At 72.8% G+C, this 20,941-nt stretch carries 18 protein-coding genes; 11 read left to right on the plus strand and 7 right to left on the minus strand.

Annotated elements, in window-relative coordinates:
- Positions 1–25: 25 nt before the first annotated feature.
- A complete protein-coding gene (locus ACNJ93_RS25165; RefSeq protein WP_418959708.1) occupies positions 26–1,774 on the plus strand; it encodes a protein kinase domain-containing protein in 1,749 nt (582 codons plus the stop codon).
- 7 nt (positions 1,775–1,781) lie between these two features.
- On the opposite strand, the gene treY is transcribed toward ACNJ93_RS25165, so the two are convergent.
- On the minus strand, positions 1,782–4,109 hold the full coding sequence (gene treY, locus ACNJ93_RS25170) for a malto-oligosyltrehalose synthase (RefSeq protein ID WP_418959709.1): 2,328 nt from the start codon (positions 4,107–4,109) through the stop codon (positions 1,782–1,784).
- A 63-nt stretch (positions 4,110–4,172) separates the two neighbouring features.
- Positions 4,173–6,293, minus strand: coding sequence for a glycogen debranching protein GlgX (gene glgX / locus ACNJ93_RS25175; RefSeq protein ID WP_418959710.1), 2,121 nt, complete (start codon positions 6,291–6,293; stop codon positions 4,173–4,175).
- A gap of 135 nt (positions 6,294–6,428) precedes the next feature.
- Between glgX and ACNJ93_RS25180 the strand changes: the two genes are divergently transcribed.
- The 4 genes from ACNJ93_RS25180 to ACNJ93_RS25195 all read left to right on the plus strand — a co-directional run bounded on the left by ACNJ93_RS25180 (position 6,429) and on the right by ACNJ93_RS25195 (position 10,790).
- Complete coding sequence (locus ACNJ93_RS25180) at positions 6,429–7,241, plus strand: Tat pathway signal sequence domain protein (protein ID WP_418959711.1); 813 nt, start codon at positions 6,429–6,431, stop codon at positions 7,239–7,241.
- A gap of 49 nt (positions 7,242–7,290) precedes the next feature.
- Entirely contained in the window at positions 7,291–8,598 is a 1,308-nt protein-coding gene (locus ACNJ93_RS25185) for a copper amine oxidase (protein WP_418959712.1), read from the plus strand.
- A 99-nt stretch (positions 8,599–8,697) separates the two neighbouring features.
- Positions 8,698–9,963, plus strand: a complete 1,266-nt coding sequence (locus ACNJ93_RS25190; protein ID WP_418959713.1) for an SAV2148 family HEPN domain-containing protein — start codon at positions 8,698–8,700, stop codon at positions 9,961–9,963.
- A gap of 107 nt (positions 9,964–10,070) precedes the next feature.
- Positions 10,071–10,790 (plus strand): 3'-5' exonuclease, encoded by a 720-nt coding sequence (locus tag ACNJ93_RS25195; RefSeq protein ID WP_418959714.1) that lies wholly within the window; start codon positions 10,071–10,073, stop codon positions 10,788–10,790.
- Positions 10,791–10,801: 11 nt separating this feature from the next.
- Here ACNJ93_RS25195 and ACNJ93_RS25200 read toward each other — a convergent pair whose 3' ends face one another.
- Positions 10,802–11,632, minus strand: coding sequence for an alpha/beta fold hydrolase (locus ACNJ93_RS25200; protein ID WP_418959715.1), 831 nt, complete (start codon positions 11,630–11,632; stop codon positions 10,802–10,804).
- A gap of 46 nt (positions 11,633–11,678) precedes the next feature.
- Positions 11,679–12,536 (minus strand): phosphotransferase, encoded by an 858-nt coding sequence (locus ACNJ93_RS25205; protein ID WP_418959716.1) that lies wholly within the window; start codon positions 12,534–12,536, stop codon positions 11,679–11,681.
- A gap of 136 nt (positions 12,537–12,672) precedes the next feature.
- Between ACNJ93_RS25205 and ACNJ93_RS25210 the strand changes: the two genes are divergently transcribed.
- The 6 genes from ACNJ93_RS25210 to ACNJ93_RS25235 all read left to right on the plus strand — a co-directional run bounded on the left by ACNJ93_RS25210 (position 12,673) and on the right by ACNJ93_RS25235 (position 18,480).
- Positions 12,673–13,614 carry a carbohydrate ABC transporter permease gene (locus ACNJ93_RS25210; RefSeq protein ID WP_418959717.1) on the plus strand — a complete coding sequence of 314 codons (942 nt, stop codon included), beginning with the start codon at positions 12,673–12,675 and terminating at the stop codon, positions 13,612–13,614.
- Positions 13,611–14,453, plus strand: a complete 843-nt coding sequence (locus tag ACNJ93_RS25215) for a carbohydrate ABC transporter permease (RefSeq protein ID WP_418959718.1) — start codon at positions 13,611–13,613, stop codon at positions 14,451–14,453. The genes ACNJ93_RS25210 and ACNJ93_RS25215 overlap by 4 nt, the downstream gene beginning before the upstream one ends.
- Positions 14,453–15,763 (plus strand): ABC transporter substrate-binding protein, encoded by a 1,311-nt coding sequence (locus ACNJ93_RS25220; protein WP_418959719.1) that lies wholly within the window; start codon positions 14,453–14,455, stop codon positions 15,761–15,763. The genes ACNJ93_RS25215 and ACNJ93_RS25220 overlap by 1 nt, the downstream gene beginning before the upstream one ends.
- Positions 15,764–15,943: 180 nt before the next feature.
- A complete protein-coding gene (locus tag ACNJ93_RS25225; RefSeq protein ID WP_418959720.1) occupies positions 15,944–17,140 on the plus strand; it encodes a S8 family peptidase in 1,197 nt (398 codons plus the stop codon).
- A gap of 72 nt (positions 17,141–17,212) precedes the next feature.
- The gene (locus ACNJ93_RS25230; protein WP_418959721.1) at positions 17,213–17,764 is read left to right on the plus strand and encodes a DUF1697 domain-containing protein; all 552 of its coding nucleotides are present in this window, start codon (positions 17,213–17,215) and stop codon (positions 17,762–17,764) included.
- A gap of 86 nt (positions 17,765–17,850) precedes the next feature.
- Positions 17,851–18,480, plus strand: a complete 630-nt coding sequence (locus ACNJ93_RS25235; RefSeq protein WP_418959722.1) for a DsbA family protein — start codon at positions 17,851–17,853, stop codon at positions 18,478–18,480.
- 41 nt (positions 18,481–18,521) lie between these two features.
- Here the strand turns inward: ACNJ93_RS25235 and ACNJ93_RS25240 are convergent, their stop codons facing one another.
- Genes ACNJ93_RS25240 through ACNJ93_RS25250 form a run of 3 tightly spaced genes read right to left on the minus strand, consistent with a single transcriptional unit; the run spans position 18,522 to position 20,935 of the window.
- Positions 18,522–19,259: a sirohydrochlorin chelatase gene (locus tag ACNJ93_RS25240; RefSeq protein WP_418959723.1), complete on the minus strand. Its 738-nt coding sequence runs from the start codon at positions 19,257–19,259 to the stop codon at positions 18,522–18,524.
- A 4-nt stretch (positions 19,260–19,263) separates the two neighbouring features.
- Complete coding sequence (locus ACNJ93_RS25245) at positions 19,264–20,151, minus strand: ABC transporter permease (RefSeq protein ID WP_418959724.1); 888 nt, start codon at positions 20,149–20,151, stop codon at positions 19,264–19,266.
- Entirely contained in the window at positions 20,138–20,935 is a 798-nt protein-coding gene (locus tag ACNJ93_RS25250; RefSeq protein WP_418959725.1) for an ABC transporter ATP-binding protein, read from the minus strand. Before ACNJ93_RS25250 ends, ACNJ93_RS25245 begins: the two co-directional genes overlap by 14 nt.
- Between the last annotated feature and the right edge of the window lie 6 nt (positions 20,936–20,941).

Here is a 20,941-nt window from a genome sequence, read left to right on the forward strand (position 1 = left end):
TGAACGGCGAGGAACGGAGCATGCGGTGACGGCGGGGGATGCGAACGCCCACGAGCTGACGGGGAAGATGCTCGGCGGGCGTTACCGGGTGACCGCCATGATCGGGCGCGGCGGCATGGGCGTGGTCGCCCGGGCGGTGGACACCCTTCTCAACCGCGAGGTCGCCGTCAAGATCCTGCGCGCCTTCACCGACGCCTCCCCGGCCGAACTGGCCGATCTGCGGACCCGGATGCAGCGCGAGGCGCAGGCCGCCGCCCGCATCCGGCACAGCGGTGTGATCACCGTCCACGACGTGACCGAGGAACAGGGCCTGCCGGTCATCGTCATGGAACTCGTCGAGGGCTCCTCGCTCGACGACGTGCTGACCGAGCGCGGCGCCCTGGAGCCGCACGAGGCCGCCGCGATCGGCGCCAAGCTGATGGACGCGCTCGACGCCGCGCACCGGGTCGGCGTGCTGCACCGGGACGTCAAGCCCGCCAACGTGCTCCTGGAGCACGGCGGCAGAGTGGTGCTCACCGACTTCGGCATCGCCACCATGGAGACGCCGGGCGACGACGCCATGGCGAAGCTGACCCGCAGCGGCGAGATCATCGGCTCGCTCGACTACCTGCCGCCGGAGCGCGCCCAGGGCCGCGAGCCCGGTCCCGCCTCGGACATCTGGTCGCTCGGCATGACGCTGTACGCGGCCGTGGAGGGCACCTCGCCCTTCCGCCGCACGTCCGCCTGGTCCACCCTGTCGGCCATCGTCAGCGAGCCGCTGCCGGAGCCCCGCCGGGCGGGACCCCTCGCGCCGGTGCTCCAGGCCCTGATGGCGAAGGAACCGGAGGACCGGCCCACCGCGGACCAGGCGCGCGGCATGCTGGAACGCGTCGCCTCGGGCGGCACGGTCGGGTTCGGGACCGCCGCCCCGGCGCCGGATCCGGGGCCCGCCGCCCCCACCGCCCCGGCCCAGGGCTTCGGCCCGCCGGTGTACCCGCAGTCCGTACCGCAGGGCCCGCAGCCCGTGCCGCAGGCCCCGCACCCCGGCTACGCGCAGCCGCACCAGCCGGCGACGTTCCCGCAGCACGGCGGGCCGGGCGCGGCGCCCGCCGGAGCGCCCGCCCCCGAGACCAGCCGTACGGCGGCCCGCCGCGCCCGGCGGCGCAGCGGCCACCGCACCCTCGTCGCGGCGGCGGCCGCCGTCGTGGTCCTCGCCGTGGGCGGCGGGATCACCTACGCCCTGACGTCCCAGCAGGGCGACACGCCCCGGGGCGGCGTCCAGGCGGCGCCGTCCGGCGAGGGCACCCCGGCGGACGTCCCCTGGCCGACCGAGGCGAGCAGCCTGTCGCCCGCGGGCTCGCCCGAGGCGTCCGCCGAGCCCTCGGCGTCCGAGGAGCCGGACCGGCCCGAGGACGACGAGCCGGACGCGTCGCCCACGAAGAAGCCCGGCGCCGACAAGCCCGCCGCGACCCCGTCGGCCCCCACGAAGCCCGTGCCGAGCCCCACGGCGACGAAGCCGACCCCGGTGTCGACCGGCTGCACCGGCTGGGCCCACCAGAACCTCAGCGACGCCGAGGGCACCCTCTCCGCCAACTCGCACCTGTACACCGGGCCCTACGCGGAATGCTCGTACGTGAGCGCCGTCAAGGCGGGCACGAAGGTCTACTACCACTGCTACGTCACCAACGCCTACGGCAACAAGTGGATCTACGCCCGCATCGCCGGGACGAAGACCGAGGGCTGGGCCTCCAGCACCAAACTCACCAACGGCACGGTGGCCCTGCCCCGTTGTTAGTCCCGGATCAGTCCCGCGGCCGCTCCCCGCGCTCCAGGAGGGCCACCGGCCGGTCCGTGAACAGGTCCTTCAGGAGGACCGGCCCGCCGCCGAAGAACGGGCGGCCGCCGTCCAGGAGCTCGGTCCAGACTCCCTCCGGCAGGGTCAGGGCGGTGTCGCGCCAGCCGCCCGACTCCGCCAGCCGCAGCGAGAGCCGCGTCACCGCCGTGACCGCGCCGTCGCCCCGCAGGAACGCCAGGCAGTGGCCCGCCGCCGGACCCTCGGCCGTCAGCGGCGTGTAGCCGCCCCGCGTGCCGAACAGCTCCGGCCGGCGGCGGCGCAGCGCCAGGGCCGCCCGCGTCACGGCCGTCTTCTCGTCGTCCGGGCCGATCGTGAACGGCGCCCGGTTGTCCGGGTCGACCAGAGCCCGGTACGCGCGCTCCGTCCCCTGGTACAGCTCCGGCACCCCCGGCATCGTCAGCTGCACCAGCGCCGCGCCCAGCGACTGCGCCCGGATGTGCGGCTCCAGGGCGAAGGCCGCCTCCGACGCCGTGCGCAGCGGGATCCGGCCCGGGCCCGCCGCCACGAACTCGGCCACCGCCCGCTCGTACGCCGGGTCCGGCTCCGTCCAGCCGGTCTGCAGGCCCGCCTCGCGGACGGACTTCAGCAGCGCGGGCCCCAGCCGCTCCGGGTCCGCGGCACCGAAGCCGAAGGCGGTCTGCCAGGCCGTCCACGCCAGGTGCGGGTCGGGCGCCGGGATGCCGGCGACCTGCTCCAGGAGCTCCGCCCAGCGCTCCGGGCACTGCGCGAGCACGGCGATGGCGGCCCGCACGTCCGCGCTGCGCTTGGTGTCGTGCGTGGTGAGCACCGTCCCTGAGGCCGGCCAGTCGCGGGCGAGGTGCGCGCAGTACGCGTGGAACTCCTCCGGCGACACCGCCGGCCGCCCCGGGTCCCCGCCGACCTCGTTCGCCGAGAGCAGCGGTGTGTACCGGTAGAACGCCCGGTCCTCCACGGACTTGGCCCGCAGCGCGGACGAGGTCTGCGCGAACCGGGCCCGGAACGCCCGGTGGTCCGGCCCGTCCCCGAGCCGCCCGAGCGCCAGGTCCCGCACCAGGTCGACGGCCGTCGCCTCCTCCGGCACCGCGAACGCCGCCTTCGCGCCGCGCGCGGCCTCCTCGGTGAGCACCTCCTCCCCGCCGGTCCGGTACGTGCGGTACACCGGGACGCGCACCAGCAGCTCCCGCACCGCCGTGCGCAGCGCCCAGGGGGCGTGGTCGCGCAAGCAGGGGTCGGCGGCGCAGATCCGCGAGGCCGTACGGGTGAGCGCCGCAGTCTCCGCCTCCAGGTCATGGGTGACCACCTCGTACGCGGCGCGCCGCTCCGTCGCCTCCCAGTCGCCGCCCCGGTCCCCGGCGCGGCCCGCGAACCGCCGGTACAGGTCCCGCAGTTCGTCCGCTCCCGTCCGGCAGGTGAAGACCCCGTCGACGTGCCGCAGCGCGTCGTAGCCGGTGGTGCCGGCCACCGGCCAGCCGGCCGGCAGGCGCTCGGACCCGGTGAGGATCTTCTCGACGACCGTCCAGCAGCCCCCGGTCGCCGCGTGCAGCCGCTCCAGATAGCCGTCCGGGTCGACGAGCCCGTCCGGATGGTCGATCCGCAGCCCGTCGATCACGCCCTCCCGGACCAGGTCCACGATCGTGCCGTGCGTGGCGGCGAACACCTCCGGGTCCTCCACGCGCACCCCGATCAGGTCGGAGATGGTGAAGAAGCGCCGGTAGTTCAGCTCGGTGCGGGCCAGCCGCCACCAGCCGAGCCGGTACCACTGCGCGTCGAGCAGTTCCGTCAGCGGCAGCCGCTCGGTGCCCGGCCGCAGCGGGAACTCCTGCCCGGCCACGTGCAGCGTCCCGTCCGCCACGCGCATCTCGTCGAGGAACGCCCCGACCCGGCCGGGCAGCACCGGCAGCAGGATCCGTCCGTCGCCGGCCGCCCAGTCGACGTCGAACCAGCGGGCGTACGGCGACTCGGGCCCGTCGCGCAGCACCGCGCGCAGGGCGTGGTTGTGCCGGGGGGAGGCCGCCATGTGGTTCGGCACGAGGTCCACGACCAGGCCGAGGCCGTGGGCGCGGGCGGCCGCGGAGAGGGACCGCAGTCCCTCCTCGCCGCCCAGCTCGGCGCGGACGGCCCGGTGGTCGGTGACGTCGTAGCCGTGCGTGGAGCCGGGCACGGCCTCCAGGACCGGGGACAGATGCAGGTGCGACACGCCGAGCCGGGCCAGATACGGCACGGCCCGCTCGGCGGCCGCGAACGGGAACGCGGGCTGGAGCTGGAGCCGGTAGGTCGCAAGAGGCGCAGACGTCATGCGAACGTACGTACCCGGCGAAGCGCCCCTCTTGTCATCCGGTCATACGTCCGATCGTGTGCGTTACGCCGGCCGGCGCAGCACCACCAGGCTCAGCGGGGCCAGCGGCACCCGTTCGCCCGCCGACACCCGCGGTCCCTCCTCCGGCGGCATCCCCTCCGGGTGCGAGGTGTCCACCACCATCCGCCAGCTGCGCCCGTGGTCGTCCGGCACGGCGAATTCCAGTTCCTGCTGCGAGGCGTTGAACATCAGCAGGAAGGAGTCGTCCGCGATCCGCTCGCCCTGCGGGCCGGGCTCCGAGATCGCGTTGCCGTTGAGGAAGACCGTCAGCGCCTGCGCGTGGGCGGCCTGCCAGTCCCGGGCCGTCATCTCCTCGCCCTCGGGCGTGAACCAGGCGATGTCGGTGAGCTCGTCGTGGGTGCCCTCCACCGGCCGGCCGTGGAAGAAGCGCCGCCGCCGGAACACCGGATGGTCGCGGCGCAGCCGCACCATCGCGCGGGTGAACTCGAGCAGCGTGCCGTGCTCCTCGTCGCCGGCCTTGGGCCAGCGCACCCAGGAGACCTCGTTGTCCTGGCAGTACGCGTTGTTGTTGCCGCCCTGCGTGCGGCCGAACTCGTCGCCGTGGCTGAGCATCGGCACGCCCTGCGAGAGCATCAGCGTGGCGATGAAGTTCCGCATCTGCCGGGCCCGCAGCTCCACGATCCCGATGTCGTCGGTCTCGCCCTCGGCCCCGCAGTTCCAGGAGCGGTTGTGGCTCTCGCCGTCCCGGTTGCCCTCGCCGTTGGCCTCGTTGTGCTTGTTGTCGTACGACACGAGGTCGCGCAGTGTGAAGCCGTCGTGGCAGGTCACGAAGTTGACCGAGGCGAGCGGCCGGCGGCCGTCGTCCTGGTACAGGTCGGAGGAGCCGGTGAGCCGGGAGGCGAACTCGGCCAGCGTCCGCGGCTCGCCGCGCCACAGGTCGCGCACGCAGTCCCGGTACTTGCCGTTCCACTCCGTCCACAGCGGCGGGAAGTTGCCCACCTGGTAGCCGCCCTCGCCGACGTCCCACGGCTCGGCGATCAGCTTCACCTGGGAGACCACCGGGTCCTGTTGGACGAGGTCGAAGAACGACGACAGCCGGTCGACCTCGTGGAACTGCCGGGCCAGGGTGGCCGCCAGGTCGAAGCGGAAGCCGTCCACGTGCATCTCGGTCACCCAGTACCGCAGCGAGTCCATGATCAGCTGGAGCACGTGCGGGGAGCGCATGAGCAGCGAGTTCCCGGTGCCGGTGGTGTCCATGTAGTACCGGGGGTCGTTGGCGAGCCGGTAGTACGAGGGGTTGTCCAGGCCCCGGAAGGAGAGCGTGGGGCCCAGGTGGTTGCCCTCGGCGGTGTGGTTGTAGACCACGTCGAGGATGACCTCGATGCCCGCCTGGTGCAGCGCCCGCACCGCCGACTTGAACTCCAGCACCTGCTGGCCGCGGTCGCCCCAGGAGGCGTACGCGTTGTGCGGGGCGAAGAAGCCGATGGTGTTGTAGCCCCAGTAGTTCGACAGGCCCGCGTCGACCAGCCGGTGGTCGTTCACGAACTGGTGCACCGGCATCAGCTCCAGGGCGGTGACGCCCAGTTCCTGGAGGTGGCCGATGACGGCGGGGTGCGCGAGCCCCGCGTAGGTGCCGCGCAGCTCCTCCGGGAGGTCCGGGTGGAGCATCGTCAGGCCCTTCACATGGGCCTCGTAGATGACCGTGCGGTGGTAGTCCGTCCGGGGCCGGCGGTCGTCGCCCCAGTCGAAGTACGGGTTCACCACCACCGAGGTCATGGTGTGCGGCGCGGAGTCGAGGTCGTTGCGGGAGTCCGGCCGCCCGAAGTGGTAGCCGTACACCGCCTCGCCCCAGTCGATCGCGCCGGAGACCGCCCGCGCGTACGGGTCGAGCAGCAGCTTCGCGGAGTTGCAGCGCAGCCCCCGCTCCGGCGCGTACGGGCCGTGCACCCGGAAGCCGTAGCGCTGACCGGGCATGACCCCGGGCAGATAGGCATGCCGGACGAACGCGTCCGTCTCGCGCAGCTCGACCGCGGTCTCCGAGCCGTCGTCGTGGATCAGGCACAGCTCGATCCGCGCGGCGGCCTCGGAGAAGACCGCGAAATTCGTGCCGGCGCCGTCGTAGGTGGCGCCCAGGGGGTACGCCTGTCCCGGCCAGACCTGCATAGATACGACTCTTCCACTTCTGATCCGGGTGTTGGGCCTTTCGGCCAGATCCTGCCGGAAAGACGCGCAACCTCCTAGGACTTCGACCCGTCCTACCGGGTGACCAACGCTCCATAGGGGGACAGAGGGGGAAACGTGTACGAAAAAGTACGCCGCCATCTGGGGAAGGTGGTGGCGGGCGCGGCGCTGGCCGTGACGGGGACCGCGGTGATGGTCGCCATCACCCTGCCGGGCCCGGCGGGCGCCGACGAGGCCGCGGGCGGCCGCGCCGGCGGGGCCGCCGCGGCGCCGGGGGAGCGGGGCGCGCAGGACGCGCCCCCGCCGGCGACCGTGGCGAGCGTGCCGCCCGCCGGGACGAGGGGCGTGGGCGCCGACCCGCTCACCGACGACGAGCTCCGGCGCGCCGAGGCGCTGGCGCTGACCCCGCCGGACCGGGCCGCGTACCGGAACGTCGACGGGGGCCGCGGACCGCAGCACCTGGCCACCGTGCTCGCCGAGCCGCCGGCCGCGGAGGCGGACGGGCCCGCGCCGCCGCGCCGGGCCCTGGTCCGGTACTACGACTACGGCCGGAACGAACTGGTCACCCGCACGGTGAACCTCGACACCGGCAAGGTCGAGGCCTCCCAGGCGCTGCGCGGCGTGCAGCCCTCCGCGCACCCGCGCGAACTGCGCGAGGCCCTGGAGCTGATCCTCGCGAGCCCGCTCGGCAAGGGCGTGAAGGAGGACTACCGGGACGCCACCGGCAAGGCCCTGACCTCGCCCGACCAGCTCTGGTTCAACGGCGACGCGTACCGCACCTACCGCGAGACGAACGTGCCCGCGGCGCTGAAGAAGTGCGGCGAGCACCGCTGTGTCCGGCTCGTCACCAAGATCCGCAACGGTTCCTGGATCGACACCCGGAACCTGATCGTCGACCTCAGCGCCCGGACCGTCACCCGCGTCGGCTGACCACCGCCGCCCCCGTCCGCCGCCTTTCGTACGAGGGAGTACCTCCGTCATGCTCGTGTCCCGACTCCGCCGCGCCCGCCGGCACGGCGCCGTCCTGGCCGCCGCCGCCCTGCTCGGCACGACCGCCGCCGCCGCGGGCCCGGCCACCGCCGTCGCCGCCCCGGCCGCGCCCGCACCGCCCGCCCGGCCCGACTGCTCCACCGCGTACCGCATCGAGCAGAAGCTCGACGGCGGCACCACCTGGCGCATGTGCTGGCGCTACGACACCGACCACGGGCTGGTCCTGAACAAGATCACCTACCAGCCCAAGGGCGCCGCCGCCCCGATCCGCGTCCTGAACAGCGCCAAGCTCGCGCAGATCCACGTCCCGTACGACGACGGCAACGCCGAGTACGACGACCTCACCGGCGCGGGCTTCGGCTGGGGGCTGCAGAACCTGCGCCCCGCCGAGTGCCCCGGCGGCACCCTCACCCCCGTGAAGATCCCCGACGCGGGGAACGTCAACGGCCTGTGCACCACCACCCGGGCCCGCGGCCACGCCTACCGGATGGCCAACGACGAGGGCACCAAGGTCTGGCAGTCCCAGGGCAAGGACCTGCTCGTCTACACCGTCAACAAGGTGGCCTGGTACGAGTACATCACCGAGTGGCGGTTCTCCTCCGACGGCACGATCTCCGCCAACGTCGGCGCCACCGGCAGCCTCTCGCCCGGCGACTACAACGCCACCGACGGCCGCGGCTGGCCCATCGGCCCGGGCGCCCGCTCGTACGCCACCAGCCACGCCCACAACGTGTTCTGGCGGCTGGACTTCGGCCTCGACGGCAGCGTCAGGGACCGGATCGAGCAGTTCGACTCCACCGTCACCCCGCCGCGCGGCGACGGGCAGCCCACCGTGAAGACCACCCGCACCCCGGTCACCAAGGAGCTGGCCGGGGACGCGAGGACGATGCGCTGGTGGCGGGTGGTGAGCGCCAACGGCAAGAACAAGGACGGCCACCCGCGCTCGTACGAGCTGGTGCCCGGGCCCTCGGCCAAGCACGCCGGCCGCGGATTCACCCGGCACGACGTGTACGTCACGCAGACCAAGCCGTGCGAGCAGTTCGCCAGCAACAACATCCTGAACTGCGGGCAGGGCGCGCCCGACAGCGTCGACAAGTGGGTGAACGGCGAGACGCTGACCGATCCGGCGGTCTGGGTCAACATCGGGTTCCACCATGTCGCCCGGGACGAGGACCAGCAGCCGATGCCGGTCCACTGGCAGGGTTTCCAGCTCGCGCCCAGGGACGTAACCGCTATGAATCCGCTCACTCCGGCAGATCTCGCCGACCAGAACGGGGCTCCGCGACTGGGTAGTTGAGCCGCGAGCCTGGCGATCCGGCTGCACCGCCTCCTCCTCCCGGAGTAACCTTCCTTGATCGTTGGAAACGGGCGTCCAGGAGCAGAAGGCGGTGCGTGGGTGAGCTCGGGAGGTCTGGAGCTTCCCCCAGGTGACGCGGGTCACGAGGGGGACCCCGTGAACCCGGTCGACCCGGACACCGTCATCGTGCCGCCGGGCGCGGTCCCGCTGGTGCGTCCGATGGAGATCGGGGCGGAACTCGACTGGGGCCCGGAGGCGTGGAGCGAGGTGCGCACCCGCGCCCAGCGGGCCGGCCGCGCGTACATCTGGCTGAATCTCGTCGAGCAGCGGCTGCGGGCCGTGGTCGCGGCCGTGCTGCGCCCGGTGTACGAGCCGGTGCACGGCGACGACTGGGTGGTGGCCGCGGCCGGGCCGGCCGGGCAGGAGTGGGTGCAGCGGGCGGTCGCGGTGCGCGAGGTGTCCCGCCGCAAGGGGTATCTGCTCGACCCGGCGGACGACAACGTGCTCAGCTTCCTGACGCTGCCGCAGCTGCGGGAGCTGATGGTGCAGCACTGGCCCTGCTTCGAGCCGTACTTCGACGACCGGCGCGAGGTGGAGATGGCCCTCGACGAGCTGGAGGTCGCCCGCAACGTGGTCTCCCGCAACCGGGCCCTGTCGCTGACCGTGCTCGCCCAGTCGGAGCGGGCCTCCGCCCGGCTCCTGGAGATCCTGGGCACCGGCGCGGACGTGCCGTCGGCCGACCGGCTGCCGGTCGACGCGGTCGAGGACCTGGTGGGCGACCGGTACGCGGACGTGGTCCAGGTGCACCCGGACCGGGTGCGGCTGCAGCGGCAGCTGCCCGCCGAGGACCTGTTCGGCGGGGCGCGCCGGCTCGACGCCACGGGCATAGGCCTGAACCTGCTGGTGCAGAACTACTCGGGGCGGCGGCTGGTGCGGCTGGCCGAGTCCGGCTGCCGGATACGGCTGCTGTTCCTCAACCCGGCGAGCAGCGCGGTCAAGCGGCGCGAGCGGGAACTGGGGCTGAAGAAGGGCGAGCTGAGCCGCTCGGTGGAGATGAACATCCTGCACATGCGACGGGTGCGCTCCATGCTGCGCGATCCGGGCGCCTTCCAGATCCACGTCTTCGACGAGACCCCGCGGTTCACGGCCTATCTGGTGGACGGGGACGGGCCGGACGGGATCGCGGTCGTCCAGTCGTACCTGCGCCGGGCGCGGGGCATGGAGGCGCCGGTGTTCGTGCTCCGCGGCGGGGGGCGGAACGTGGTGCGGGAGGGGCGCGCGGGCGGTGCGGGAGAACACGGACTCTTCACCACCTACCGGGAGGAGTTCGAGTCGGTCTGGCTCGATTCCCGTCCGGTTTCCTGACTGTTTGTCCGTTTCTGTCCCCGGTCGGAGCGGTGGCTCCGGGGGCGTTGTCAGTGGCGCGTGCGAGGGTGAATTCACCACGGGGGAGAACACGTAAGGAGGACCCGATGGCCTGGCATGGGGAATTGCTGGTCGGCTTCGACCTGGAGACGACCGGAACCGATCCGCGGGAGGCGCGGATCGTGACGGCCTCCGTCGTCGGCGTCGAGAACGGGCGGGTGGTGCACCAGCGCGACTGGCTCGCCGACCCGGGCATCCGCATCCCGGAGCAGGCCTCCGCCATCCACGGCATCACCAGCGAGCGCGCGGCCGCGGAGGGGCGGCCCGCGCGCGAGGTGGCCGAGGAGCTCGCGGAGCTCCTGACCGGCTACTGGAACCGGGGCGTCCCGGTCGTCGCGTACAACGCCTCCTTCGACCTGACCCTGCTGGAGGCCGAGCTGCGCCGGCACGGACTGCCGTCGCTGGGTGACCGGCTCGGCGGGGCGATAGGCCCGGTCGTCGACCCGTACACCATCGACCGCTCCGTGGACCGGTACCGGCGCGGCAAGCGGACCCTGGAGGCCGTGTGCGCCGAGTACGGCGTGGTCCTCGAAGCGGCGCACCAGGCGGCCGCGGACGCCCTCGCGGCGGTCCGGGTCGCGGTGGCGATAGCCGAGCGGCACCCGTCGGTGGCCGCGCTCGCCCCCGCCGAGCTGCACGAGCGGCAGATCTCCTGGTACCGCGAACGGGCCGAGGACTTCCAGGCCTTCCTGCGCAGGAAGGGAGACCCGGAGGCGGTCGTCGACCCGTCGTGGCCGCTGCGGGAGCTCGTCCCCGCCGTGAACTGAGCCGGCTTCGGTCAGCCGAGCGGGTTCTCCGCGAGGAAGTCCAGGAGCAGGGCGTTCAGCCGCTCCGGGGCGTCCAGCTGGAGCCAGTGGCCCGCGTCCTCGATCCGCTCGTAGCGCCAGGAGCCGTCCACGTGCTTCGCGGTGCCGGTCATCGACCGCTCGGTGAGGAAGCGGTCGCCCGTGCTCCACACGCCCATCACCGGGCCGGGCAGCGGGGCGGACTCGCGCACCGGGGCGAACATCTGCTCCGGCGGCAGGGCCGCCCGGTAGATGTTCAGCGCGGCGGTCAGCGCCCCCGGCTCCTTCAGCGCCCGCAGGATCTTCTCCGCGTCCGGGTGCTCGCCCAGCATCTCGCGCAGGTTGGCGTGGTCGTCCCGGGTCATCCAGTCCTCGGCCACGCCGGCGAACTGGAACAGCAGCATGTACCAGGACAGCTGCCGCTGCTCCCAGCCCGCCTCCTGGATCGACGCCCAGTGCCCCACCGACAGGATGCTCAGGGAGGCCACCCGGTCCGGCGCGACGTGCGCCAGCGCCTGCGCGATGCCCGAACCCCAGTCGTGGCCGACCAGATGGAACCGGTCGGTCTCCAGCCGGGCCAGCAGCTCCAGCAGATCGCCCACGTGCTTGGCCGGGTGGTACGCCTCCGGCCCGCCCTCCGGCCGCGACGAGTCGCCGAAGCCGCGCAGGGTGGGGGCGACGGTCCGGTACCCGGCCGCGTTCAGCGCGGGGATCTGGTGCCGCCACAGCTCGTGCGAGTCGGGGAAGCCGTGGAGCAGCAGCACGGCCGGGCCCTCACCGCTCACCGCCACGTCCAGGGTCACTTCGGAAAGTTCCACACGCATCGCAACGCCCCGTCCTGACAAGGGATTTCCGGTCCCGGCCATCATGTCAGAACGGGTACCAGCGCACCTCGGGGTCGCCGTCCCGCAGCGAGGCCACCCGCCGCTCGAACTCGGCCAGCGCCTTCGGGTTCGTCGGCGCGTGCTGGGCCACCCAGGCACAGCTCGCGGTCTCCCGCGCCCCGCGCAGCACCGCGCAGCCCTCCCACTCCCGCACGTCCCAGCCGTACGCCTCGGTGAACGCCTCGTACGCCGCCGGGTCGAGCCCGTACCGGTCCCGGGAGAGCGCCAGGACCACCAGGTCGTGCTCGCGCAGGTCCGAGGAGAAGGTCTCCAGGTCGACCAGGACCGGCCCGTCCGGGCCGACGTGCACGTTGCGGGGGAGCGCGTCGCCGTGGATCGGTCCCGGCGTCAGCCGCGGGACGAGCGCGGCGGCCGCCGGGGCGAAGGCGTCCCGGCGCTCCCGCAGGAAGGCCGCGTCCGCCGGGTCGATGGCGTTCCCGGCCAGCCGCAGCCAGCGCTCGACCCCGCCCAGCAGCTCGCGCCGCGGCAGGGCGAGGCCCTCCGGCTCGGGCAGCGCGTGCACCTGCCGCAGCAGCGGCGCCAGGTCGCGCGGCTCGGCCGGGCGGACCGCGTCCGGCAGCCGGTGCCAGACCGTCACCGGGCAGCCCTCCACCAGCCGGGCCTTCGGCTCGGCCGGGCGCACCGCCGGCACGCCCGCCTCCGCCAGCCAGGCGGCCAGCGCCAGTTCCCGCTCGGCCCGCTCCAGCAGCTCAGCGTCACGGCCGACCTTGACCACCAGACCGCCCGTGGCGAACACGGCGTTCTCGCCCAGCGCCAGCAGTGCGGCCCCGGCCGTCGGCAGTCCCGCCGCGGCCAGGATCTCCCGGGCCCGCGCCTCGTCCATCGATGTCTCCCCAGCTCAGGTGCGAATCGCGACAAAGTCTCGCACCGACGCGGACCGCCTTGACGAACCGACGGACCGTCAGGACGATGACGGAGGCGGAAGCGAGATCACAGAAGACCACAAAAGGGGTCGAACAGTGAGTTCAGTGACCGCGACGAAGCGGTCCGGTGCCACGGAGCCGGCCGCCGGGCGAAGACCGGACCGAAGACGCCGCGACCACGGCGCCTGGTTCCTCGTGCTGCCCGCACTCCTCCCGATCCTGCTGCTCAGCGTCGGCCCCCTGCTCTACGGGCTCGCCCTCGCCTTCACCGACGCCCAGTCCGGCCGCACCCAGGCCACCCAATGGGTGGGGCTGCTCAACTTCCGGGACCTGCTGCACGACACCCTCTTCTGGGAGTCCTTCCGCATCGGCCTGCTCTGGGCCGTCGGCGTCACCGTCCCTCAGTTCCTGCTCGCCCTGGGCCTGGCCCTGCTGCTCGACGAGAGGCTGCGCCTGCGCTGGCTGGCCCGGGCGCTGGCCATCGTCCCCTGGGCCATGCCCGAGGTCGTCGTGGGCATCATGTGGCGGCTGGTCTACAACCCCGACGCCGGCATCCTCAACGAGACGATCCGCGACCTCGGCCTCGGCGACGGCCGCGACTGGCTCACCGGGCTCGCCACCGCCCTGCCCGCCGTGATCCTCGTCGGCGTCTGGGCCGGCATGCCGCAGACCACCGTGACCCTGCTCGCCGGCCTGCAGAACACCCCGCGCGAACTCCACGAGGCCGCCGCCCTCGACGGGGCCGGCGCCTGGCGCCGCTTCCGCACCGTCACCTGGCCCGCGCTCCGGCCGGTCGCCCTGGCCATCACCGCGCTCAACTTCATCTGGAACTTCAACTCCTTCGCCCTGGTCTACGTGCTCACCAACGGCGGACCCGGCGGCCGCACCCGGCTGCCGATGCTCTTCGCCTACGAAGAGGCGTTCCGGTACGGGCAGTTCGGCTACGCCGCCGCCATGGGCTGTGTGATGGTCGCGGTGATCTCCGTGCTCCTCGCCCTGCACCTGGTCGGCCGGCTCAGGGGAGGCGAGGAGCGGTGAGCGCGTTCCGTACCGGCAGAGCCGCGCGCACGGGCCAGTACCTCGCCCTGCTCGCGTACCTGGTCTTCCTCGCCTTCCCGTTCCTCTGGCTGGTCTCCACCGCCTTCAAGCCCGCCCGCGAACTGGGCTCGCTGCACCCCGCCTGGATCCCCGAGGACCCCACCCTCGACAACTTCCGGCAGGCCTTCGGCGAGCAGCCGCTGCTGCGGGCCGCCGGGAACAGCCTGCTCGCCGCGCTCGCCGCCGCGCTGATCGCCGTCCTCGTCGCCACCCCCCTGGCCTGGGTGATCGCGCGCCGGCGGAGCAGACTCGGGACCGCCGCCACCGGCTGGGTGGTGGTCAGCCAGGCCTTCCCGTTCGTCCTGGTGATCATCCCGCTCTTCCTCGTCCTGAAGAACCTGCACCTGATCAACACCCTGGGCGGACTCGTCCTGGTCTACGTGGTCTGGGCGCTGCCCTTCGCCCTGTGGATGCTGATCGGCTACGTACGGGCCGTCCCGGCCGAACTGGAGGAGGCCGCCGCGGTCGACGGCGCCGGCCGGCTGCGGACGCTCGTCTCGGTCACCGCGCCGCTGCTCGCCCCCGGCATCGTCGCCACCGCGCTCTTCGCCTTCATCACCGCATGGAACGAGTTCTTCTTCGCGCTCGTCCTGCTCAAGACCCCGGAGAAGCAGACCTTGCCGGTCGTCCTCACCCACTTCCTCGGCGCGGAGGGCGTCGCCGACCTCGGGCCGCTCGCCGCCGCGGCCTTCCTCGCCACCCTGCCCTCCCTGGTGATCTTCGCGATCATCCAGAAGCGGATCACCGGCGGCATGCTGGCCGGGGCGGTGAAGTCCTGATGCGCCGCCCCCGGCTCCCGCGGCTCGCCGCCGTCGCCGCCGCACTCGCCCTGCTGCTCGCCGGCTGCACCGCGGACCGCGACGACGGCGCCCGCGACGGCGGCCCCGTCCGGATCCGCTTCCAGTCCCTGGCCTGGCAGAAGGAGTCCGTCGACGCCAACAAGCAGCTCGTGGCGGAGTGGAACGCCGCCCACCCCGATGTCCGGGTCGAGTACGTGCAGGGCAGCTGGGACAGCGTGCACGACCAGCTGCTGACCGCCTTCGAGGGCGGCGAGGCCCCCGACGTCATCCACGACGCCTCCGACGACCTGGCCGACTTCGCCTACGGCGGCTACCTGGCCGACCTGCGCGGGCTGCTGCCCGCCCGGCTGCGCGCCGACATCCCGGCCCGCAGCTGGGAGACCACCACCTTCGGCGAGGGCGTCTACGGCGTGCCGTTCCTCCAGGAACCGCGCGTGATCATGGCCAACCGGAAGGTCCTGGAGTCCTCCGGCGTCCGCATCCCCACCCCCGAACGCCCCTGGACCTGGCCCGAGTTCAGACAGGTCACCAAGGAGCTGACCGCGCGCATGGGGGAGGGGGGACAGGCGATCGCCTGGCCGCTGAAGGAGCCCGTCTCGGTCAGCCTCAACCTCGGCCTGTCCGCCGGCGGCAGGCTCTTCCACCGCGGCGCCGACGGCAAGGTCACGATCCGCTTCACCGAGGCTGACGCGGTGATGCCCGCCACCGTGCACTACCAGGTCAACACCGATCGCAGCGCCTCCCGTTCGACTCTGGGCAGCGGCGGCTCCGACACCCTGCCCGGCTTCTTCGCCGGCAAGTACGCCATGGTCCCGCTGGGCTTCTCGTACCGGCAGCAGATCGTCCAGCAGGCCCCCGAGGGCTTCGACTGGATGGTGCTCCCCGCCCCCGCCGGACCCGAAGGGCTCGCCCAGGGCGTCAGCCCGCAGACGCTGTCCATCGCCGAGGACAGCCCCCACAAGCAACAGGCCGCCCGTTTCCTCGACTTCCTGCTGCAGCCGCGCAACATGGTCCGGCTCGCCCGCGGCGACTGGATGCTGCCGACGGGCACCGCCGCGCTCGCCGACCCCTCCCTGCACACCGCGAAGGACGGCTGGGCGACCGGAGCCGCCGTGGCCGCGCATCTGCGGTCCGCGCCCGCGCAATCCGTACGCGGATATCCCGAGTGGAAGGACAAAGTCGCGACGCCCGCATTCCAGGAGTACTACAGCGGTGCGATCGATATGAGGGAGCTGCGTAAAAGGCTTGTGAAGGACGGAAATCGGGTCCTGGACCGCTACCAGCGGTAGCAGACAGGTGAGTTGAGAGGTACGTCCGACTTGTTATTACGAAAGCTTGTTGAGTAAATCACAGCTGTATGAAGGTCTTGATCTGAGCGCGTCATTGGGCAAGGGTCTTTTGGCAGTCGCCGGAGATTTTCCTGCCGGCGGCCCAACCCCCCACACATGCTCTCGAGGAGACCCCTCTTCATGGCAACTCACAAGCGTGCCCGCAAGCTGACGCTCACCGCCGGAATCACCGCCGCGGCCGTCGCTGCCGGAATCACCGCGATGACCATGCCGTTCGCCGGCGCCGCCCCTGCCGAAGGCAAGGTGTACGGGCTCAACGCCGAAGGCGCCGTCGACGGCAGCTTCGTCGTCCTGCTCGACGAGAAGGCCGACAAGAAGAAGCTCGCCGCCGAGTACGGCGGCAAGCTGCGCCGCAGCTACAACTCCGCGATCAACGGCTTCTCGGCCAGCGGACTTTCGGAGACCGAGGCCAAGCGCCTCGCCGCCGACCCGGCCGTCGCCAAGGTCGTCCAGAACAAGAAGTTCTCGATCAACGAGACGCAGGACAACCCGCCGTCCTGGGGTCTGGACCGGGTCGACCAGGCCGAGACCGCCGGCGACCAGAAGTACACCTACCCGGACAAGGCCGGTGAGGGCGTCACCGCGTACGTCATCGACACCGGCGTCCGCATCAGCCACGAGGACTTCGGCGGCCGGGCCACGCACGGCTTCGACGCCGTGGACAACGACGACAGCGCCGACGACGGCAACGGCCACGGCACCCACGTGGCCGGCACCATCGCCGGCACCGCGCACGGCGTCGCCAAGAAGGCGAAGATCGTCGCGGTCCGCGTCCTCGACGACAACGGCTCCGGCACCACCGAGCAGGTCGTCGCCGGCATCGACTGGGTCACCCAGAACCACCAGGGCCCGTCCGTCGCCAACATGAGCCTCGGCGGCGGCGCCGACGAGGCCCTCGACGAGGCGGTCAAGAAGGCCATCGCCGCCGGCGTCACCTTCGGCGTCGCGGCCGGCAACGAGTCCTCCGACGCCGGCCAGGGCTCGCCGTCCCGCGTCCAGGAGGCCATCACCGTCGCCTCCTCGACCAAGGACGACGCGCAGTCGGACTTCTCCAACTTCGGCTCCGTCGTGGACATCTACGCCCCGGGCTCGGACATCACCTCCGCCTGGAACGACAGCGACACCGGCACCAAGACGATCTCCGGCACCTCCATGGCCACGCCGCACGTCGTCGGCGCGGCCGCGGTCTACCTCGCCGGACACCCGGACGCCACCCCCGACCAGGTCGCCAAGGCCCTGGTCGACGGCGCCAACGACGGGAAGATCACCAACCCGTCCCAGGGCACGGCCAACAAGCTGCTGAAGATCGTCGAGTAGTGACGACGCGGCACTGACCCGCGGTCGCCGTGCCCTCCCCCACGGGGCACGGCGACCGCTTATCGTGGGCCCATGCCGACGACCTACGCCGCCCTGCTGCGCGGGATCAACGTGAGCGGTCACCGCAAGGTGCCCATGGCCGACCTGCGTTCCCTGCTCGAAGGACTCGGACACACCCGCGTCCGCACCTACCTGCAGAGCGGCAACGCGGTCTTCACCACCGACTCCGGCGCCGGCGAGGAACAGCTCACCCGCGAGCTGGAACAGGCCGTCGAGGAGCACTTCGGCTTCCCCGTCGACTGCCTCGTCCGCGACGCCGGCTACCTCGCCGCCGTCGTCGACGCCTGCCCGTTCCCCGCCGCCGAACTCCAGGGCAAGCAGCTGCACGTCACCTACTACTCCGCGCCCGTCGCGCCCGGGGCCTTCGCCGACCTCGACCCGGCGGCCTACCTGCCCGAGGAGTTCCGGCTCGGGGACCGGGCGCTCTACCTCTACGCACCCGAGGGCCTGGGCCGCTCCAAGCTGGCCGAGGCGCTGAGCCGGCCGTCCCGCACCAAGGGCGTCGTGGCCACCACCCGCAACTGGAACACGGTCGTCAGGCTCGTCGAGATGACCCGGGACTGAGCGAGAGGAACGGCGGCAGGTGGCCCAGTTGACGGAGTGCGGATTGGCCCGCTGACACAGGCCACATGCTGACTACGCTCGCTGCCATGACCACCGAGACCGCACCCGCCGCCGCGCCCGTCGTCGACTTCTGGTTCGACCCCGCCTGCCCGTTCGCCTGGATCGCCTCCCGCTGGATGCTGGAGGTCGAGCGGCAGCGCGACATCGAACTGCGCTTCCACGTGATGAGCCTGTACTTCCACAACGAGGGCAACGAGCTCCCCGACTGGTACCGCACGCTCGTCGACAAGTCGATCGGCCCGGTCCGGGTCGCCGCCGCGGCCGCCGACCGGCACGGCCCGCAGGTGCTGCGCGACCTCTACACCGCGTACGGGGTCCGGATCCACGAGAAGAAGATCGAGGACTTCGACCAGGTCGTCGCCGAGTCCCTCGCCGAGCTCGGCCTGCCCGCCGAACTGGCCGCCGCGGCCCACGACCCCGCACACGACGCGGCCGTGCGCGTCAGCCACGAGGCCGGCAAGGACCCCGAGGCGGGCGGTTACGTCGGCACCCCGACGATCCACGTGGACGGCACGGTCTGGTTCGGGCCGGTGCTCCGCGCGATCCCGCGCGGCGAGAAGGCCGCCGAACTCTTCGACAGCTTCCGCGTGCTGGCCGGACACCCCGACCTGTTCGAGCTGAAGCGCACCCGCACCGGCGGCCTCGACTTCAGCTGAACCACGAGGTCCCGGCGCCCCGACATTCCGGCCGCACGGCCTCAGGCGGCCACGCGCTCCTCGGCCCGCGCCCCGTCGTACCGCTCGATCAGCAGCCGGGCCAGCTCCGGCGCCGGGCCGAGGACGTCCGCGAGCACGTCCGCCCCGCCCTCCCGGGCACCCGCCGCGATGCGGTCCGGCAGCCGGCCGGGCGCCAGCACGTACGGGGCGACCGCGACCCGGCGGACGCCGTCGGCGCGCAGCGCGCGGACGGCGTCCTCGGTGCGCGGAAGGGATGCGGAGGCGAACGCAGGCCGCACGGAGCACCAACCGGTGCGCCGCAGCTCCCGCGCCGTTTCTGCGATCGCTGCGATCGCCTCCGGGTCGGTGGAGCCCGCCGAGGCCAGGACGACCCCGGTCGAGCGCTTGTCCGCGGGCCTGAGGCCCGCCTCGTAGAGCCGTCGCTCCACCGCCGCGAGCAGCAGCGGGGAGGGGCCGAGCACCTCGGCCTGCCGGACGCGCAGGGAGGCCGGGGCCTCCCGGAGCACCGCCGGGATGTCGGCCTTCGCGTGGAAGGCGCGGGTCAGCAGCAACGGCAGCGCCACCACGTCCCGCACCCCCTCGGCCGCGAGCCGGTCGAGCGTCCCCGTCACCGACGGCAGGTTGAAGTCCAGGAACGCCGTCTCCACCCGCAGCCCCGGCCGCCGCGCCGACGCCTCGCGCACCAGCGCGTGCACGGTCGCGGCGTGCCGCGGATCGCGACTGCCGTGGGCGATGACGAGAAGGGACGGCGCGTTCATGGGCTCAGCTCTTCACCAGCAGGCCGCGGCGGCGCAGCACCGTGCGCTCCAGCGGGCTGAAGATCAGCAGGTCGATGGCGACGCCGACCAGCAGGATCAGGATGATCGCCAGGAAGATCCCCGGCATGTCGAAGTTGTTCCGGCCGTTCTCCAGGAGCTGGCCGAGGCCGAGGCCCAGGTCCGGCGAGGAGGCGATGATCTCCGCGGCCATCAGCGAGCGCCAGGAGAACGCCCAGCCCTGCTTCAGGCCCGCCAGATAACCGGGCAGCGCCGCCGGCATGACGATGTGCCAGGCGCCCTTGAGCCCGGTCGCGCCGAGTGTCCGCCCGGCCCGCAGGAACAGCGGCGGGACCTGGTCCACGCCGGCCACCAGGCCGTTGGCGATCGACGGGACCGCGCCGAGCAGGATCACCGCGTACATCATCGAGTCGTTCAGGCCGAGCCACAGCACCGCCGGGGCCACCCAGGCGACCGACGGCAGGGACTGCAGACCGGACAGGATCGGCCCGATCGCCGCCCGCACCGCGCCGACCCGGGCCACCAGCAGACCCAGCGGGGTGCCGATGGCCAGCGCCAGCAGGAAGCCGAGCAGGGCCCGCGACACGCTGGTCCACAGCACGCCGAACAGGGTGCCCTCCAGCCACATGGTGGCCAGGCTGTCCCAGACCGCGCCGGGGGACGGCAGCTTGCCCTCGTCGGCGACCTCCGCGACGACGAGCAGCTGCCACACGGCGAGCACCAGCACGACGGCCAGCACCGGCGGCAGGACCTTCTTCAGCAGCACCTCGCGCACCGGCGTGCGGCGGATCTGCACGCTGTCCAGCGCGTCGAGCCCGGCCTCCAGGCCCGCGAGGTCGTCGCCCTTGACGGCGGTGGTCTCAGTGCTGGCCATGACGGCGGATCTCCCCACGCAGTTCTTCGGTGATCTCGACGGACAGTTCCGCCACGGCGGCGTCCTCGATACGGCGCGGCTGCGGGATGTCGATCGTCCACTCGCGGGCGATCCGGCCCGGCCGGGACGACAGCAGCACCACGCGCTCGGCCAGCCGCACGGCCTCGCGCACGTTGTGGGTGACGAACAGGACCGACAGGTTCGTCTCCCGCCAGATCCGGGTCAGCTCGTCGTGCAGCACGTCCCGGGTGATGGCGTCGAGTGCAGCGAACGGCTCGTCCATCAGCAGCAGGTCGCTCGCCTGCGCCAGCGACCGCGCCAGGGCGACGCGCTGCCGCATGCCGCCGGACAGCTCGTGGACCCGCTTGCCGTACGAGCCGCCGAGCCGGACCAGTTCGAGGAGGCGCTCGGCCTCGGGGCGGCGCTCCGCCTTGGGGACGCCGCGCAGTTTCAGCGCGAGCTCGATGTTCTTGCCCGCGGTGAGCCAGGGGAACAGGGCGTGCTCCTGGAACATCAGGGCCGGCCGGCCGCCCGGGGTCTCGATGGACCCCGCGGACGGCCGGTCGAGCCCGGCGACCAGGTTGAGCAGGGTGGACTTGCCGCAGCCCGAGGCCCCCAGGAGGGTGACGAACTCGCCCGGGGCGACGTCGAGCGAGATGTCGTCGAGGACGAGCTGTCCGCCGGCGGGTCCGCCGAAGGACTTCGAGACGTGCGAGATCCGCGCGGCGTGGCCGGCCGTCTCGGCGCGGTCCTCGGCCTTGACGAGCGTCGTGGTCGTGGCCATGGGTCA

It is taken from the genome of Streptomyces tritici (assembly GCF_048500665.1).
GTDB classification, from domain to species: Bacteria; Actinomycetota; Actinomycetes; order Streptomycetales; family Streptomycetaceae; genus Streptomyces; species Streptomyces tritici.

What these genes read in the sequence shown, in the direction of transcription:
- treY (WP_418959709.1), bottom strand. Translation starts at nt 4,109, where the DNA reads ATGACGTCTGCGCCTCTTGCGACCTACCGGCTCCAGCTCCAGCCCGCG.
- glgX (WP_418959710.1), bottom strand. Translation starts at nt 6,293, where the DNA reads ATGCAGGTCTGGCCGGGACAGGCGTACCCCCTGGGCGCCACCTACGAC.
- ACNJ93_RS25185 (WP_418959712.1), top strand. Translation starts at nt 7,291, where the DNA reads ATGCTCGTGTCCCGACTCCGCCGCGCCCGCCGGCACGGCGCCGTCCTG.
- ACNJ93_RS25195 (WP_418959714.1), top strand. Translation starts at nt 10,071, where the DNA reads ATGGCCTGGCATGGGGAATTGCTGGTCGGCTTCGACCTGGAGACGACC.
- ACNJ93_RS25200 (WP_418959715.1), bottom strand. Translation starts at nt 11,632, where the DNA reads ATGCGTGTGGAACTTTCCGAAGTGACCCTGGACGTGGCGGTGAGCGGT.
- ACNJ93_RS25205 (WP_418959716.1), bottom strand. Translation starts at nt 12,536, where the DNA reads ATGGACGAGGCGCGGGCCCGGGAGATCCTGGCCGCGGCGGGACTGCCG.
- ACNJ93_RS25220 (WP_418959719.1), top strand. Translation starts at nt 14,453, where the DNA reads ATGCGCCGCCCCCGGCTCCCGCGGCTCGCCGCCGTCGCCGCCGCACTC.
- ACNJ93_RS25225 (WP_418959720.1), top strand. Translation starts at nt 15,944, where the DNA reads ATGGCAACTCACAAGCGTGCCCGCAAGCTGACGCTCACCGCCGGAATC.
- ACNJ93_RS25230 (WP_418959721.1), top strand. Translation starts at nt 17,213, where the DNA reads ATGCCGACGACCTACGCCGCCCTGCTGCGCGGGATCAACGTGAGCGGT.
- ACNJ93_RS25235 (WP_418959722.1), top strand. Translation starts at nt 17,851, where the DNA reads ATGACCACCGAGACCGCACCCGCCGCCGCGCCCGTCGTCGACTTCTGG.
- ACNJ93_RS25240 (WP_418959723.1), bottom strand. Translation starts at nt 19,259, where the DNA reads ATGAACGCGCCGTCCCTTCTCGTCATCGCCCACGGCAGTCGCGATCCG.
- ACNJ93_RS25245 (WP_418959724.1), bottom strand. Translation starts at nt 20,151, where the DNA reads ATGGCCAGCACTGAGACCACCGCCGTCAAGGGCGACGACCTCGCGGGC.
- ACNJ93_RS25250 (WP_418959725.1), bottom strand. Translation starts at nt 20,935, where the DNA reads ATGGCCACGACCACGACGCTCGTCAAGGCCGAGGACCGCGCCGAGACG.